The organism is Streptoverticillium olivoreticuli subsp. olivoreticuli (genome assembly GCF_003391135.1).
In the GTDB taxonomy this organism is placed as follows: Bacteria; Actinomycetota; Actinomycetes; order Streptomycetales; family Streptomycetaceae; genus Streptomyces; species Streptomyces blastmyceticus.
Genome location: NZ_CP031455.1, coordinates 6,096,357 through 6,111,609, shown reverse-complemented (window position 1 = coordinate 6,111,609; position 15,253 = coordinate 6,096,357). Strand labels below are relative to the sequence as shown.

The 15,253-nt window shown below is 70.9% G+C and carries 16 protein-coding genes; 7 read left to right on the top strand and 9 right to left on the bottom strand.

Annotated elements, in window-relative coordinates; translation table 11 throughout:
* Positions 1–57: 57 nt before the first annotated feature.
* The 3 genes from DXZ73_RS27235 to ychF form a co-directional block, all read right to left on the bottom strand.
* On the bottom strand, positions 58–312 hold the full coding sequence (locus DXZ73_RS27235) for a Txe/YoeB family addiction module toxin (RefSeq protein ID WP_116213677.1): 255 nt from the start codon (positions 310–312) through the stop codon (positions 58–60).
* Positions 309–590 carry a type II toxin-antitoxin system Phd/YefM family antitoxin gene (locus DXZ73_RS27230; RefSeq protein ID WP_116213676.1) on the bottom strand — a complete coding sequence of 94 codons (282 nt, stop codon included), beginning with the start codon at positions 588–590 and terminating at the stop codon, positions 309–311. Before DXZ73_RS27230 ends, DXZ73_RS27235 begins: the two co-directional genes overlap by 4 nt.
* 198 nt (positions 591–788) lie before the next feature.
* A complete protein-coding gene (ychF, locus tag DXZ73_RS27225; protein WP_116213675.1) occupies positions 789–1,877 on the bottom strand; it encodes a redox-regulated ATPase YchF in 1,089 nt (362 codons plus the stop codon).
* A 233-nt stretch (positions 1,878–2,110) separates the two neighbouring features.
* Between ychF and DXZ73_RS27220 the strand changes: the two genes are divergently transcribed.
* Entirely contained in the window at positions 2,111–2,719 is a 609-nt protein-coding gene (locus DXZ73_RS27220; RefSeq protein WP_116213674.1) for a DUF6542 domain-containing protein, read from the top strand.
* Here the strand turns inward: DXZ73_RS27220 and ppgK are convergent.
* Both ppgK and DXZ73_RS27210 read right to left on the bottom strand, forming a co-directional pair.
* On the bottom strand, positions 2,616–3,377 hold the full coding sequence (ppgK, locus tag DXZ73_RS27215) for a polyphosphate--glucose phosphotransferase (RefSeq protein ID WP_116213673.1): 762 nt from the start codon (positions 3,375–3,377) through the stop codon (positions 2,616–2,618). The genes DXZ73_RS27220 and ppgK overlap by 104 nt on opposite strands.
* 64 nt (positions 3,378–3,441) lie before the next feature.
* Positions 3,442–4,455: a 4-hydroxy-3-methylbut-2-enyl diphosphate reductase gene (locus DXZ73_RS27210; protein WP_116215886.1), complete on the bottom strand. Its 1,014-nt coding sequence runs from the start codon at positions 4,453–4,455 to the stop codon at positions 3,442–3,444.
* Between the two features lie 97 nt (positions 4,456–4,552).
* Here DXZ73_RS27210 and DXZ73_RS27205 point away from each other — a divergent pair, with 97 nt between their 5' ends.
* The 4 genes from DXZ73_RS27205 (at position 4,553) to DXZ73_RS27190 (ending at position 8,446) form a co-directional block, all read left to right on the top strand.
* The gene (locus DXZ73_RS27205) at positions 4,553–5,908 is read left to right on the top strand and encodes an APC family permease (RefSeq protein ID WP_116213672.1); all 1,356 of its coding nucleotides are present in this window, start codon (positions 4,553–4,555) and stop codon (positions 5,906–5,908) included.
* A 161-nt stretch (positions 5,909–6,069) separates the two neighbouring features.
* A complete protein-coding gene (xseA, locus tag DXZ73_RS27200; RefSeq protein WP_116213671.1) occupies positions 6,070–7,290 on the top strand; it encodes an exodeoxyribonuclease VII large subunit in 1,221 nt (406 codons plus the stop codon).
* 10 nt (positions 7,291–7,300) lie between these two features.
* A complete protein-coding gene (locus tag DXZ73_RS27195; protein ID WP_116215885.1) occupies positions 7,301–7,567 on the top strand; it encodes an exodeoxyribonuclease VII small subunit in 267 nt (88 codons plus the stop codon).
* 288 nt (positions 7,568–7,855) lie between these two features.
* The gene (locus tag DXZ73_RS27190; protein ID WP_116213670.1) at positions 7,856–8,446 is read left to right on the top strand and encodes a malonic semialdehyde reductase; all 591 of its coding nucleotides are present in this window, start codon (positions 7,856–7,858) and stop codon (positions 8,444–8,446) included.
* Between the two features lie 246 nt (positions 8,447–8,692).
* Here DXZ73_RS27190 and DXZ73_RS27185 read toward each other — a convergent pair whose 3' ends face one another.
* Entirely contained in the window at positions 8,693–9,244 is a 552-nt protein-coding gene (locus tag DXZ73_RS27185; protein ID WP_275898594.1) for a DUF4245 domain-containing protein, read from the bottom strand.
* A 184-nt stretch (positions 9,245–9,428) separates the two neighbouring features.
* Between DXZ73_RS27185 and glpX the strand changes: the two genes are divergently transcribed.
* Positions 9,429–10,460 carry a class II fructose-bisphosphatase gene (glpX, locus tag DXZ73_RS27180; RefSeq protein ID WP_116213668.1) on the top strand — a complete coding sequence of 344 codons (1,032 nt, stop codon included), beginning with the start codon at positions 9,429–9,431 and terminating at the stop codon, positions 10,458–10,460.
* A gap of 160 nt (positions 10,461–10,620) precedes the next feature.
* Here the strand turns inward: glpX and DXZ73_RS27175 are convergent, their stop codons facing one another.
* On the bottom strand, positions 10,621–10,926 hold the full coding sequence (locus tag DXZ73_RS27175) for a WhiB family transcriptional regulator (RefSeq protein WP_205519238.1): 306 nt from the start codon (positions 10,924–10,926) through the stop codon (positions 10,621–10,623).
* A gap of 221 nt (positions 10,927–11,147) precedes the next feature.
* Complete coding sequence (locus DXZ73_RS27170) at positions 11,148–11,813, bottom strand: DUF1707 SHOCT-like domain-containing protein (protein ID WP_240351506.1); 666 nt, start codon at positions 11,811–11,813, stop codon at positions 11,148–11,150.
* A 146-nt stretch (positions 11,814–11,959) separates the two neighbouring features.
* Between DXZ73_RS27170 and DXZ73_RS27165 the strand changes: the two genes are divergently transcribed.
* Complete coding sequence (locus DXZ73_RS27165; RefSeq protein ID WP_116213665.1) at positions 11,960–13,630, top strand: fumarate hydratase; 1,671 nt, start codon at positions 11,960–11,962, stop codon at positions 13,628–13,630.
* 72 nt (positions 13,631–13,702) lie between these two features.
* Here the strand turns inward: DXZ73_RS27165 and DXZ73_RS27160 are convergent, their stop codons facing one another.
* A complete protein-coding gene (locus DXZ73_RS27160; protein WP_116213664.1) occupies positions 13,703–15,220 on the bottom strand; it encodes a ricin-type beta-trefoil lectin domain protein in 1,518 nt (505 codons plus the stop codon).
* Between the last annotated feature and the right edge of the window lie 33 nt (positions 15,221–15,253).

Sequence of the window (15,253 nt, the reverse complement as noted above, 5' to 3'; positions counted from 1 at the left end):
ACAACACCTGAAGGGGGCAGGTCCAACACAGGATCTGCCCCTTCGACAGCGATGCGTCTAGTAGTGATAGCGAGCTGCGAGGATCACGATCTTCTTGTCCGTGACCAGGTAGACGAGGCGGCGCTCATCGTCGATCCGCCTCGACCACGCTCCAGGCAAGTGGTACTTAAGCGGCTCGGGCTTGCCGATCCCCGAGAAGGGATCGCGCTTGACGTCTTCGATGAGCTTGTTGATCCGGGTGAGCATCTTGCGGTCGTTCTTGAGCCAGGACGTGTAGTCGTCCCAGCCCTGATCCTCGAAGAGGAGCCTCACTCGGCACCCGCGCCTGCGTCCACCGAATCCGGATCGATCAGCTCACGCTCCGACACGCTGATGTTGGCCAGGGCATTCTCGTACGCCTTGAGGAGTCGGCGGGCGTTCGCCGGGGAGCGCAGCAGGTACGCGCCCTCGCGCAGCGCCGCGTAGTCCTCGGCCGAGACGAGCACGGCGTTGCCGTGCTTGGAGACGATCTCGATGGCGTCGTGGTCTTCGTCGACCTTTTTGATCAGCGGAAAGAGAGCCTTGCGGGCTTCGCTCGCGGTTATGGACATGACCTGCCCCCTTCCCTCAAGCGGTACCTAATGACGTACCACTCTCGGTGTCATTTGGGAGGGGAAAGCGGCTGATGGACGATCGGCTATCCCAGCACCGATCCAGCACGGGAAAAGCGTAGGGGCCCACCCCCGGAGGAGTGGACCCCTTCTGACCTGCATGTTTGCCAGATCAGCGACGTGGCGGTATGTCACCCACTACACGTTGAACCGGAACTCCACCACGTCCCCGTCCGCCATCACATAGTCCTTGCCCTCCATGCGGGCCTTGCCCGCCGCGCGGGCCTCGGTCACCGAGCCGGTGGCCACGAGGTCCTCGAAGGAGATGACCTCGGCCTTGATGAAGCCCTTCTGGAAGTCGGTGTGGATGACACCGGCCGCCTCGGGGGCCGTGGCGCCCTTCTTGATGGTCCAGGCGCGGGTCTCCTTGGGGCCTGCCGTGAGGTAGGTCTGGAGGCCCAGGGTGTCGAAGCCGACGCGGCCGAGGGTGGCGAGGCCGGGCTCGTCCTGGCCCATGGACTGGAGGAGCTCCAGCGCCTCGTCGTCGTCGAGCTCGATCAGCTCGGACTCGATCTTGGCGTTGAGGAAGATCGCCTCGGCGGGCGCCACCAGGGCGCGCTGCTCGTTCTTGAAGTCCTCGTCGACCAGCTCGTCCTCGTCGACGTTGAAGACGTAGAGGAACGGCTTGGTGGTGAGCAGGTGCAGCTCGTGCAGGAGGTCGCCCTGCTCGGTGCCCTTGGTGATGCCGGCGGAGAAGAGCGTCTGGCCGGACTCCAGGATCTTCTGGGCGGCCTCGACGGCGGCGAGGACGGCCACCTTCTCCTTCTGGAGGCGGGACTCCTTCGTCAGGCGCGGGACCGCCTTCTCGACCGACTGGAGGTCCGCGAGGATCAGCTCGGTGTTGATGGTCTCGATGTCGTCCTTGGGCGAGACCTTGCCGTCGACGTGGACGACGTTCTCGTCCTTGAAGGCGCGGATGACCTGGCAGATCGCGTCGGACTCGCGGATGTTCGCGAGGAACTTGTTGCCCAGGCCCTCACCCTCGGAGGCGCCGCGCACGATGCCCGCGATGTCGACGAAGTCGACCGTGGCGGGGAGGATCTTCTGCGAGCCGAAGATCTCCGCGAGCTTGTTCAGCCGGGGGTCCGGGACGCCGACGACACCCACGTTGGGCTCGATGGTGGCGAACGGGTAGTTGGCCGCCAGCACGTCGTTCTTGGTCAGGGCGTTGAACAGGGTCGACTTGCCGACATTCGGCAGACCGACGATTCCGATCGTGAGCGACACGTGGCGACTTCCCGTAGCGAGATTCCCGGGTCGGTTCCGGCAGCGGGTCGGCCGCCGCCTTCCCCGGGAAGGGTGTAAAGGGTCCGCGGCCCACGGCGGGGCCGGTGAACCAGTCTACGGGTCCGTGCCGCACCGCGGCCCCGGAAGGACTATCAGTCGAACGCGCGGCCAAGGTGGCCCAAACCGCGTGTCCAACGTCGGATTCCTCCCGCTTCTCGACCTAGTTTGGTCGGGTGGAGCAACCCAGCACCCGTGCGCCCCAGCCCAAGGTCCGCCGCACGCCCCCCGTGCCCAGGCCGTCCTCCCCCGTGGGAAACCCCGTGGGAAAGGGCGGGACAGCGACGGTCTACCGCGCGCGCTCCGGGCGCGCCTCTCCCCCGCTGCGGGTGCCCGGCCCCCGGCTGACCGGCTTCGGCTGCGGGCTCCTGACCACGCTGGCCATGCTGGCCGTCGGCGCCCTGGACTCCGTGGCGGGCCGCTCGCCCGCCGTCTACGGCGTCTTCTTCCTGCTGGCGGGCTCGGCCTGCGCGCTGTGGGTGAGGCCGGCCGACCTGGTGACCGCGCCGGTGACCGCGCCCATCGCCTTCGCGGTCGGCGCGGTGCCCCTCGCCGAGGGCCCGGACAGCTTCGCCGGGCAGGCCATGGGCCTGGTCACCGTGCTGTCCCTGCACGCCGGATGGCTCTACGCGGGCACCGCGCTGACCGGGCTGATCGCGCTCACCCGCCGGATGCTGCTGATCAGGCAGCAGCGGCGGGACCGGGCCAGGCCGCGCCGGCGGCCATCGCGGCCCCTACGATCCCCGCGTTGTTCTGCAGCTGAGCGGGCAAAATCTCCGCGCTGACGCCCTCGATCAGCGGGAGGAACTTGTCCGCCTTGCGGCTGACGCCGCCGCCGATGACGAAGAGCTCGGGGGTGAAGAGCTTCTCCACATGGGCGAGATAGCGCTGCACCCGGCGCGCCCAGCGCTGCCAGCTCAGATCTTCCTCGTCCTTGGCGCGGGTCGAGGCCCGCGTCTCGGCGTCGTGGCCCTGCAGCTCCAGATGGCCCAGCTCGGTGTTGGGGACGAGCTTGCCGTCGGTGAAGACGGCGCTGCCGATGCCGGTGCCGAAGGTGAGCACGACGACCGTGCCCCGGCGGCCGCGCGCGGCGCCGTAGTGCAGCTCGGCGAGGCCCGCGGCGTCCGCGTCGTTCAGCACGGTCACGGGCGAGTCGAGCCGCTCGCCGAGCAGCCCGGCCGCGTCCACGCCCACCCACTCCTCGGCGACATTGGCGGCCGTGCACGTCGTGCCGTCGACGACCACGCCCGGGAACGTCACCCCGACCGGCCCGGACCAGCCGAAATTCGCCACGACTTCCCGGACGCTGTCCGCGACGGCGTCCGGGGTGGCCGGCTTCGGCGTGAGGATCTTGAAGCGCTCCTCGGTCAGCTCGCCCCGCTTCAGGTCGACCGGTGCGCCCTTGATGCCCGATCCGCCGATGTCCACGCCGAATACGTCCATGCCGACCACGCTAAGGGGTGGGACCGACACTCACCCCTCGGAAAGCCCGGGCGGACCGCCCGGTTCAGGCCTTCCGCGCGCCGTCGCCCTCGGCCGACACCGCCGCGGCGGCCTCCGCCCGCAGATCCCGGCGCAGCTCCTTCGGCAGCGAGAAGGTGATCGACTCCTGGGCGGCGGTGATCGTCTCGACGTCGCCGTAGCCCCGCGCCGCGAGCCACTCCAGGACGCCCTCGACGAGGATCTCCGGCACCGAGGCGCCCGAGGTGACGCCGACCGTGCCGACGCCCTCCAGCCATGCCTCGTCGATCTCGTCGGCGAAGTCGACCAGGTGGGCGGCGCGGGCGCCGGCGCCCAGGGCGACCTCGACCAGGCGGACGGAGTTGGAGGAGTTCTTCGAGCCGACGACGATCACCAGGTCGGCGTCGGCGCCCATCTGCTTGACGGCGATCTGCCGGTTCTGCGTGGCGTAGCAGATGTCGTCGCTCGGCGGGCTGATCAGCTGCGGGAAGCGGCCCTTGAGCGCGTCCACCGTCTCCATCGTCTCGTCGACGGACAGAGTGGTCTGGGAGAGCCAGACGACCTTGGACTCGTCGCGGACCGTCACGTTGCCGACGTCGCCGGGGCCGTCGACCAGGGTGATGTGGTCGGGCGCCTCACCGCTGGTGCCGATGACCTCCTCGTGGCCCTCGTGGCCGATGAGGAGGATGTCGTAGTCGTCCTTGGCGAAGCGGACGGCTTCCTTGTGGACCTTGGTGACCAGGGGGCAGGTCGCGTCGATGGTGGCCAGCTTGCCGCGCGCGGCCTCCTCGTGGACGACGGGGGCGACGCCGTGCGCGGAGAAGATGACGATGTTGCCCTCCGGCACTTCCTCCGTCTCCTCGACGAAGATCGCGCCCTTCTTCTCCAGCGTCTGGACCACGTACTTGTTGTGGACGATCTCGTGGCGCACGTAGACCGGCGCACCGTACTGTTCCAGGGCCTTCTCGACGGCGATCACGGCGCGGTCCACACCCGCGCAGTAGCCACGGGGGGCGGCGAGCAGGACCTTGCGGGCGGCGGCAGCAGTCATGCCCTCCATCGTACGGGCCCGCCCTCCGGGGGCGTTCCGCCGACCGGCGTCGCGGCCGGAGCTGGTGCACGATGACGGGAGGTACGGACCGACGAGGGGCGACTTCATGGCCACACCACCCGGCGACGGCCGGAAGGACGCGCTCCGCCGCACGCTCTCGTTCCGGGACCTCGTGGTGTACGGCCTGCTCTTCATCGCCCCGATGGCGCCCGTCGGCATCTTCGGCACGCTCGACGCGAAGGCGCACGGCGCGGTCGCCCTGGTCTACGCGGTGGCGACCGTGGCGATGACCTTCACCGCCGTCTCGTACGCGCAGATGGTGCGCGTCGCCCCGCAGGCGGGCTCGGTCTACACCTACGCGCGCGTGGGGCTCGGCGAAGGGGCCGGGTTCGTCGCCGGCTGGATGGCGCTGCTCGACTACCTGCTGATCCCGGCGGTCGCGTATCTCTTCTCCGGCATCGCGATGCACGCGCTCGTGCCGTCCGTCCCGCAGTGGGTGTGGACCGCGCTCGCGGTGGTGGTGACGACCGGGCTGAACCTGTGGGGCGTACGGGCCGCGGCGGCGGTCGGGTTCCTGGTGCTGGCCATGGAGATCGCCGTGCTGCTGGTCTTCGTCGCCTCGGCGGTCTTCGCGCTGTCGGAGCACGGCACCCGGCGCGGGTGGCTGTCACCGCTGACCGGGGACGGCGGCCTGTCGACGGGGGCGGTGTTCACGGCGGTGTCGGTGGCGGTCCTTTCGTATCTCGGGTTCGACGCGATCGCCGCGTTCGCGGAAGAGTCGGCCGGGGGCTCCGAGCGGGTCGCGCGGGCCGTGCTCACGTGTCTGGCGGTGGCGGGCGTGCTGTTCGTCCTCCAGACCTACCTGGCGGCGCTGCTCGCCCCCATGTCCCCCGCGGAGCTGGCGGCGCACCCGGCCGACCAGGGGTCGGCGTTCTACGACACGGTCGACTCGGCGACCGGCGCCTGGCTGCACGACCTGGTGGCCGCCAGCAAGGCGATCGGCGCCGCCTTCGCCGCGCTGGCCGGTCAGGCGGCGGCGGGCCGGCTGCTGTTCGCCATGGCCCGCGACAGGCGGCTGCCGAACCTGCTGGCGAAGGTGGACCGCGGCTCCGGCGTCCCGCGGCCCGCGCTGCTGGGCGCGGCGACGGTGACCCTGGTGGCGGCGGTGTGGGCGGCCCGGCGCGACGACGGGCTGGACCGGCTGGTGTCGGTGGTCGACGTGGGGGCGCTGGCCGCCTTCGCCCTGCTGCACCTGTCGGTGATCGGGTGGTTCGCGGTACGGAAACGGGGCGGGCCCGTGCGGGCGGTGCGGCATGTGGTGGTGCCGTTGCTGGGGCTGGCGGTGGTGGTCGCGGTGATCGTGAAGGCGGCGGGGGCGGCGCAGTCGGTCGGAGCGATCTGGTGCGCGGTGGGGTTGGGCGTGCTGGGGGTGCAGACGTTCCGGCGGGCGCGGGTGGGCTGACGCGTCTTTTTCCCCAGCCCCGCCGCTTCCCTCCCCCAGCTACCGCTGGGAGGTGCCCCCACGGGCTGAATTCAGCCCGTCCGGCGATTGAGGACGCGGCCGCAGGCCGCCCCCGCCGCAGGCGGCAACGGGCCCGCACCCCCGCCGCTACCCTCAAGCGCATGGCCCTCAACACGTCACCCGACGCTCCGATCCCCGTAGGGCAGGTGTCCCGTCTCATCGGCGGGTGGATCGACCGGCTGGGCGCCGTATGGGTCGAAGGGCAGATCACCCAGCTGTCCCGCCGTCCGGGCGCGGGTGTCGTGTTCCTGACCCTGCGCGACCCGTCGCACGACATCTCGCTGTCCGTCACCTGCTACCGCGCCGTGTTCGACGAGGTCGCCGACGTCGTCTCGGAGGGCGCGCGCGTCGTCGTGCACGCCAAGCCCGAGTGGTACGCGCCGCGCGGCTCGCTCTCGCTGCGCGCCGCCGCGATCAGGCCGGTCGGCGTCGGTGAGCTGCTGGCGCGGCTGGAGCAGCTGAAGAAGTCGCTCGCCGCGGAGGGCCTGTTCGCCGCCGAGCGCAAGCGGCCGCTGCCGTTCCTGCCGCAGCTCGTCGGGCTGGTCTGCGGCCGCGCCTCCGCCGCGGAGCGCGACGTGCTGGAGAACGCCCGGCACCGCTGGCCCGCGGTCCGCTTCGAGGTGCGCAACGTCCCGGTGCAGGGCGTGCACGCCGTGCCGCGCGTGATCGAGGCGGTGGCCGAGCTGGACGCCGACCCGGACGTGGACGTGATCGTCGTGGCGCGCGGCGGCGGCAGCGTGGAGGACCTGCTGCCGTTCTCGGACGAGCAGCTCGTACGGGCGGTGGCCGCGTGCCGTACGCCGGTGGTGTCCGCGATCGGCCACGAACCGGACACCCCCCTGCTGGACCTGGTCGCCGACCTGCGCGCGTCCACGCCCACGGACGCGGCGAAGCGGGTCGTGCCGGACGTGGGCGAGGAACTGCTCCGCGTACGGCAGCTGCGGGACCGCGCGCTGCGCTGTGTCACCGGGCACCTGGAGCGCGAGGAGCGCGGGCTGGCCTCCGTGCGGGCGCGCCCGAGCATGGAGCGGCCGCAGCGGATGGTGGACGAGCGGGAGGCCCATGTCGCGGCGTTCACGGAACGCGGGCGGCGCGCCTTCGGCAACCGGCTGGACCGCGCGGACTCGGAGCTGACGCACACCCACGCGCGCGTGGTCGGCCTGTCCCCGGCGGCGACGCTGCGCCGCGGGTACGCGGTGCTCCAGCACGCGGACGGCTCGGTGGTGCGCGCCGCCGACGAGGTCGCGGCGGAGGAGGAACTGCGGGCGCGGGTCGCGGAGGGCGAGTTCACGGTGCGGGCCGTTGTCACACCCCCCGCTTAGGCTTGGCCGCATGGCGAAGACGGATGCGGCTGCCGCTGCCGATGCTGAGGGCGACGCGGGCGAGAGCGTGCTGGGGTACGAGCAGGCGCGGGATGAGCTGATCGAGGTCGTGCGGCGCTTGGAGGCGGGCGGTACGACGCTGGAGGAGTCGCTGGCGCTGTGGGAGCGGGGTGAGGAGCTCTCGAAGGTGTGCCGGCATTGGCTGGAGGGGGCGCGCGCCCGCCTCGACGCCGCGCTTGCGGCGGATTCCCCGGCCGCTGAAGGCCCGCAGGACTGACTCCCGCAGCGTCTGATGCGCGGCTCCGCCGCGGCCGGGGCTCCGCCCCCAGACCCCCGGGGTGCGCAAACTCAGCCCGTCCGGCGATTGAGGACGCGGCCGCAGGCCGCTCCCGCCGCAGGCGGCAACGGACCCGCACCCGGGACACAGCCGCGACCCGAGCAACCGCACCCCCACCGGAGGTGAGTCGCATCACAATGCCCAGGATTTAGTTGAAAGTTAACGTACTGCGCGCCAAAGTATCTCTTACCGCACACATTTCCGTACCCAAAGAGAAGGCGTGCCCCGATGACCCTCGCACTCGACCCCGCCGCCCAGGACCTGCTCTTCCGTGAGGCCCGTACATCCAACACCTTCTCCGACGAGCCGGTGACCGACGAGCAGATCCAGGCCGTCTACGACCTGGTGAAGTACGCCCCGACCGCGTTCAACGGGTCGCCGCTGCGCGTCGTCCTGGTCCGCTCCGAGGAGGCCCGTGAGCGCCTGGTGGCGCACATGGCGGAGGGCAACCAGCCCAAGACCCGTACGGCGCCGCTCGTCGCGATCCTCGCCGCGGACAACGAGTTCCACGAGGAGCTCCCGACGCTGTTCCCGCACTTCCCGCAGGCCAAGGACGTCTTCTTCAGCGAGCGTTCGGCCCGTGAGGGTGCGGCCTCGGTCAACGGCGCCCTCCAGGCCGCGTACTTCATCCTCGGCATCCGCGCCGCCGGTCTGGCCGCGGGCCCGATGACCGGCTTCGACTTCGCGGGCGTCCAGAAGGAGTTCCTGGACGACGACCACACCCCGCTGATGGTCGTCAACATCGGCAAGCCGGGCGAGAACCCGTGGTTCCCGCGCTCGCCGCGTCTGTCGTACGACGAGGTCGTCACCACCGTCTGAGAACCGACGGCAGTCGCGCCCCCGACCCCCGGCTGGGGGTCCGGGGGTTACCCCCCGAAGGACACAGTCCGCGCTCGCCGCGCCTGTCGTACGACGAGGTCGTCACGACCGTCTGAGAACCGACGGGAGACGCGCCCCCGACCCCCGGCTGGGGGTCCGGGGGTTACCCCCCGAAGGACACAGTCCGCGCTCGCCGCGCCTGTCCTACGACGAGGTCGTCACCACCGTCTGATCCAGCCGTCGCGCTCAGGCCTTTCCGGCCTTGAGCGCGGCGGCCATTTTCGTCAGCCGCTCCGGCGCGGCGGTGCCGGTGACCACCGTCGTCACGCCGTGCTCCTCGCGCACCAGGGCGTTGTACTTCTCGCCCTCGTAGCGCCGCCAGGTGGCGTCCCCCACCTTCTCGGTCCTGGGGGTCTTCGTCGCGCCCTGCGTCACGTTGTCGACGAACGACGCGGACGGGCCGTCGCTCTGCTCGACCGCGACGTACTGCGTGTCCGGGTCGAGGAAGCCGAGGTGCCAGGCCGAGCCGTCCTTGCCGCCCGCGCGGTACGAGACCGAGGTCGCGCGCCAGCCCGCGGCCAGCCCCTCGGGCGCGGCGACGGGGTACGGCGCGGCGCGCCGGGCCGTGTCGAGCTCCACCCGGTAGTCGACGGTCCTGACGGGGTCCTTCTTGTCGTCGTGCGGGATGAAGACATAGCTGACGAGGGCCACCGGGACGATCACCACCAGTGCCAGCAACATGTTCCGTACGGTCTGCGCCTTAGGGTTCCTACCTGCCACGCCCCCATCGTCCCTCATGGCCGCGCCGATCTTGACGCCGGTGCCGCACCGGGAGTCACCGGAAGACCTTGACGCCGCTCATGCGTGGGGTGGCCTGCTCACTCTCGCGGTCAACCGATAAAGTCAGCAGCACCCTCACCCTCTGCCCCCTTCGGGGGACGAGGGGTTCCACGGCCGTCGCCGTACAGAAAGGTGCGCTCCGATGACCGAAAATCATCTGCCGTCCCCGCTCGAGGTCAGCCCCGAGGCCCCCGACCGCAACCTCGCCCTGGAGCTCGTCCGGGTCACCGAGGCCGGCGCGATGGCGTCGGGCCGCTGGGTCGGGCGCGGTGACAAGAACGGCGCGGACGGCGCCGCGGTCAAGGCCATGCGCGCCCTCATCGGCACCGTCTCCATGAACGGCGTCGTCGTCATCGGCGAGGGCGAGAAGGACAACGCCCCCATGCTCTACAACGGCGAGCGCGTGGGCGACGGGACCGGCGCCGAGTGCGACGTCGCCGTGGACCCGGTGGACGGCACGACCCTCACGGCCAAGGGCATGGCCAACGCGGTCTCCGTCATGGCCGTCGCCGACCGGGGCTCCATGTTCGACCCGTCCGCGGTCTTCTACATGGACAAACTGGTCACCGGCCCCGAGGCCGCCGACTACGTCGACATCGACGCCCCGGTGGGCGTCAACATCCGCCGCGTTGCGAAGGCGAAGCACTCCTCGCCGGAGGACGTGACCGTCGTCGTCCTCGACCGCCCCCGCCACGACGGCATCGTCAAGGAGATCCGCGAGGCCGGCGCCCGCATCAAGTTCATCTCCGACGGCGACGTGGCCGGCGCCATCATGGCCGTGCGCGAGGGCACGGGCGTGGACCTGCTGCTCGGCATCGGCGGTACGCCCGAGGGCATCATCACGGCCTGTGCCATCAAGTGCCTCGGCGGCACGATCCAGGCCAAGCTGTGGCCCAAGGACGAGGAGGAGCGGGAGCGCGCGCTGGGCGCGGGCCACGACCTCGGCAAGGTCCTGCACACGAACGACCTGGTCAGCGGCGAGAACGTCTTCTTCGTCGCCACCGGCATCACGGACGGCGAGCTGCTGCGCGGGGTGCGCTACCGCGCGGAGACCGCGACCACGCAGTCCCTGGTGATGCGGTCCAAGTCGGGCACCATCCGGCAGATCGACTCCACGCACCGGCTGTCCAAGCTGCGCGCCTACAGCAGGGTCGACTTCGAGCGCCCCAGCTGACGCTCCGCCCCGGCGGCCTGCGCACGCGCCGGGTCACACGCCGAGGCCGCCGGGCGGGCTCCATCGGTGCGGGCCGGCCCGCACCCCCGAGCCCGCCCGGCGGCCCGGGACGGGATCCGCACCCGGGCTGCCCCCTGCCTGCCCGGGCACGGTCGAACGGTCAGCCCGCCGCGGCGATGCGCGTCGTACGCTGCAGTTCCGCCTCGCGCCGACGGCGCCGGGCCAGGACGACGCGGCGCTCCGCAGCGGTCAGCCCGCCCCACACTCCATAGGGCTCCGGCTGGAGCAGCGCGTGCTCCCGGCACTCGACCATCACGGGGCAGCGCGCGCAGACGCGCTTGGCGGCCTCCTCCCGGGAGAGCCGAGCGGCCGTTGGTTCCTTGGATGGTGCGAAGAAGAGCCCGGCTTCATCCCGGCGGCACACCGCCTCCGAATGCCAGGGGCCGGCCTGATCCCGGGCGGGCATCCGCTGGGACGGTACGGCGGCTTCAGGCAGGGGCTGATGCGGTAGCAGCACGGTCTACTCCTGACGACGGCTTGGCTTGGCCGATTGAGTCACCTTTGCCCGCCTCCACTGCGCACGGCCATTCGCACCGGCAGCCGTACGAGAGACGATGCACCAAGCTTTACCCGCTGTGCGCGTGCTTATTCACACCGTTGCCATGAGCGGAACGGAGTGACCCGCGATCAGGCGCGCGCCCGGAGGTTCCGAAGGCGCTTGCCGCGCTTGGGTTTGGCCTCCACGCCCCCGAAGATCGCGAAGCCCATCACCGTCACGACCGGGGCGGCCTCGTCCGGCGCCTCGGAGACCTTCACCTCGAAACCGCCGAAAATGCCGGTGCCCGTGGAGCGCAGGGTGACGTTCTCCGGCACCCTGATCTCGACGCCGCCGAAGATCGCGGTGGCGTTGATGACGATCTCCCGCTGCTCGAAGACCGCCTCCGTCAGGTCGATCTCCACCCCGCCGAACAGGGCGAAGGCATTGGTCCGCCGGGGAACGCGCCAGCGGCCCTTGCGCGTGGCGCCGCCGAAGACGGCGATGAGATTCTCGGCGGGCTCACCACCGGGGCGCACCGATGCGTCGTACGGGCGCGTGACCGCGGCGGGCGCGGACCGGTCCGGGAGGGGGAGGTCGCGGATCAGCGGCTCCAGCTCGCCGACGGTGCGCGCCTCGTACACCGCGCCGACCCGCTCTGCGTGCTCCTCGGCCGTGATCCGGCCCTCGCCCAGCGCCTCGCGCAGGATGTCCGCCGTCCGGTCCCGGTCGGCGTCGGAGGCGCGCAGCGCCCCCTCCGCCGGAGCGGTCTTCTCCAGCTTCACCGGGGAGCGCTTCTCGCGCGATGACTCGTCCACCCCGTCAGGGTAGCGAAACGCGATAGATCGCGACAGGGGCGGATGCCGGTGAGCCTTACCTCACAGCCGCGCGCCGGGCCCCGCGCTCTACGCTTGTGGGTGCTGTCGCAGTAGCCAGCATGTCTGCCGAGTGAGGAATGGCCGCAATGCCAGAGTTTGCCTACACGGATCTTCTGCCCCTGGGCGAGGACAACACTCCGTACCGTCTGGTGACTTCGGAGGGCGTGAGCACCTTCGAGGCCGACGGCCGTACGTTCCTCAAGGTGGAGCCGGAGGCGCTGCGGAAGCTGGCCGCCGAGGCCATGCACGACATCTCGCACTACCTGCGCCCCGCGCACCTCGCGCAGCTGCGCCGCATCCTCGACGACCCCGAGGCCTCGGCCAACGACCGCTTCGTCGCGCTCGACCTGCTGAAGAACGCCAACATCGCCGCGGCCGGCGTGCTGCCGATGTGCCAGGACACCGGCACGGCGATCGTCATGGGCAAGCGCGGCCAGAACGTCCTCACCGAGGGAGGGGACGAGGAAGCGCTCTCGCACGGCATCTACGACGCCTACACCGAGCTCAACCTGCGCTACTCCCAGATGGCGCCGCTGACCATGTGGGACGAGAAGAACACCGGCTCGAACCTGCCCGCGCAGATCGAGCTGTACGCGACGGACGGCGGCGCGTACAAGTTCCTCTTCATGGCCAAGGGCGGCGGCTCGGCCAACAAGTCCTTCCTCTACCAGGAGACGAAGGCGGTGCTCAACGAGTCCTCCATGATGAAGTTCCTGGAGGAGAAGATCCGCTCGCTGGGCACCGCCGCGTGCCCGCCGTACCACCTGGCGATCGTCGTCGGCGGCACGAGCGCGGAGTACGCGCTGAAGACCGCGAAGTACGCCTCCGCGCACTACCTCGACGAGCTGCCGGAGGAGGGCTCCCCGCTCGGTCACGGCTTCCGTGACAAGGAGCTGGAGGAGAAGGTCTTCGAGCTGACGCAGAAGATCGGCATCGGCGCGCAGTTCGGCGGCAAGTACTTCTGCCACGACGTGCGCGTCGTCCGGCTGCCGCGGCACGGCGCCTCCTGCCCGGTCGCCATCGCCGTCTCCTGCTCCGCCGACCGCCAGGCCCTGGCGAAGATCACGCCGGAGGGCGTCTTCCTGGAGCAGCTGGAGACCGACCCGGCGCGCTTCCTGCCGGACACCACCGAGGAGGAGCTGACCGCGGGCGCGGGCCCCGACCTCGACGCGGTCGCCATCGACCTGGACCGGCCGATGGACGAGATCCTCGCCGAGCTGTCCAAGCACCCGGTCAAGACCCGGCTGTCGCTGACCGGCACGCTGGTCGTCGCCCGCGACATCGCCCACGCCAAGATCAAGGAACTGCTGGACGCGGGCGAGGAGATGCCCGCGTACCTCAAGAACCACCCGGTCTACTACGCGGGCCCGGCGAAGACGCCCGAGGGCTACGCGTCCGGCTCCTTCGGGCCGACGACGGCCGGCCGGATGGACGCGTACGTCGAGCAGTTCCAGGCGGCGGGCGGCTCCAAGGTCATGCTCGCCAAGGGCAACCGCTCGAAGCAGGTCACCGACGCGTGTGCCGCTCATGGTGGCTTCTACCTCGGGTCGATCGGTGGTCCCGCGGCGCGTCTCGCGCAGGACTGCATCAAGAAGGTCGAGGTCCTGGAGTACGAGGAGCTCGGCATGGAGGCGGTCTGGCGGATCGAGGTCGAGGACTTCCCGGCGTTCATCGTCGTCGACGACAAGGGCAACGACTTCTTCGTCGACCCGTCCCCGGCCCCGACGTTCACGTCCATTCCCGTACGCCAGGCATAACGCTGGTCCTCAAGCGCCGGACGGGCTGATTTCGGCCCGTCCGGCGCTTGAGGCCGCGCCCGCAGGGCGCTCCTACGCGAAGCGCTGGGCCGACGAGCCGTCGCAGCGCTGCAACTTCACCGGATCCTTCGCCGCAGCGAGCGTCAAGCACAGATCAGGCGCGCCCACCGGGCGGAACGTCGAACCGTCCCGTACGAACTGCTGGTTGACGCCACCGTGGCAATCCCACAGCTCGACAGCCGCACCGGCCGCATACTTTCCACCCGGCACATCCACACACCGGTCCTGCGACAACTCCGTGTGCACGGACTTCCGCGACGCGTCGTACCACCAGCCCTGGTTGCGCGCACCGGAGCAGGGCCAGCCCCCGACCTCCGTGCCGTTGCGGCTGCTCGCCGCGTACGCGTCCACGCACGCGCCCGTCGCCTCGTTCTTCAGCGGCTTGTACGCGTCGTCCCACGCGCCCTTGTACAGCACCGGTGACCCCGTGCTCGCCGGGTCCGTGCAGCCCGCCTCGCGGTAGCCGGAGGCGTAGAGCCGGCTCAGGCAGGACGCGAAGGCGCCGTGGCCGCGGTAGTTGGGGTGGAAGGACTGGCGCACGGAGTTGGCGTCCGGGGGGAAGGGGTTGGACAGGTCGATGTAGAGGCCGCGCGCCCAGGTGTTCTCCGTGCACACCTCGTGGCCGTGGAAGAGGCGCGAGTTGTCGAGGAAGATCGCGCCGGTGTCGCGGGCGACCTCGCGCATGCCGCGCTCGAAGGCGGGCACGGCGGTGTTGCGCCCCCACGCGGCGTCGGAGGTGTAGCCGACGCAGCCGCCCGGGATCTTGCCCGGGTAGTCGGGGTTGTCCTCGAAGTCGGGCGAGATGGGGCTGGGGTAGCCCATGACGACGAGCTTGTAGTCGCCGTCGGCGTAGCCCGCGCCCGTCATGACGGTCCGCAGGTCCCGTACGGTCTGCTCGACCTTGGGCACGAGGCCGTCGACGCGGGCCTGCCACCCCGGCGCGTACTTCGGCTCGCAGGTGCCCTGGAGCAGCAGGTAGCGCTCGACGCAGTCGGTCATCACGGGGCCGAACTGGAGGTCGTCGTTGGCTCCCGCGACCAGCAGGACCAGCTTGACGTGGGTGTTGCGGGCCTTGATCGCCAGCGCGTCGCTCTGCACCAGCTCGTCCGCGTACTGCTTGCCGCCGCCGATGCGGATGTTGCCGGTGGCGGCGCCGGAGCAGGCGACGTTGTAGGTCACGTCGGCGGGGATGGTGGTGCGGTGGATGGCGGAGTCGGGCGAGCGGTGGCACCAGTTGGTGGGGCCGGCGGTGCCCGGCTCGTAGGTGCCGACGCCCTCGCCGGAGATCTCGCTGTCGCCGAGCGAGACCAGCGAGGTCTTGCGGTCGGCGAGCGGGCGCTCGGTGGCGTCGCCGTACAGCCCGGTCGCCTCGGCGGCGCGGATCTTCTCCAGTTCCGGGCTCAGGGGGGTGGAGGCGGCCGTACGGCCGGCGGCCTGGGCGGTGGGTCCGGTGGCGGCCATGCCGCCGAGCGCCGCGGTGAACGCGGCGACGGCGGCGAGGGCACAGCGCAGGGTGGGTCTGCGTGTCATGGAGCCTCCCCGATTTCAGTTGTTACCCGCGGT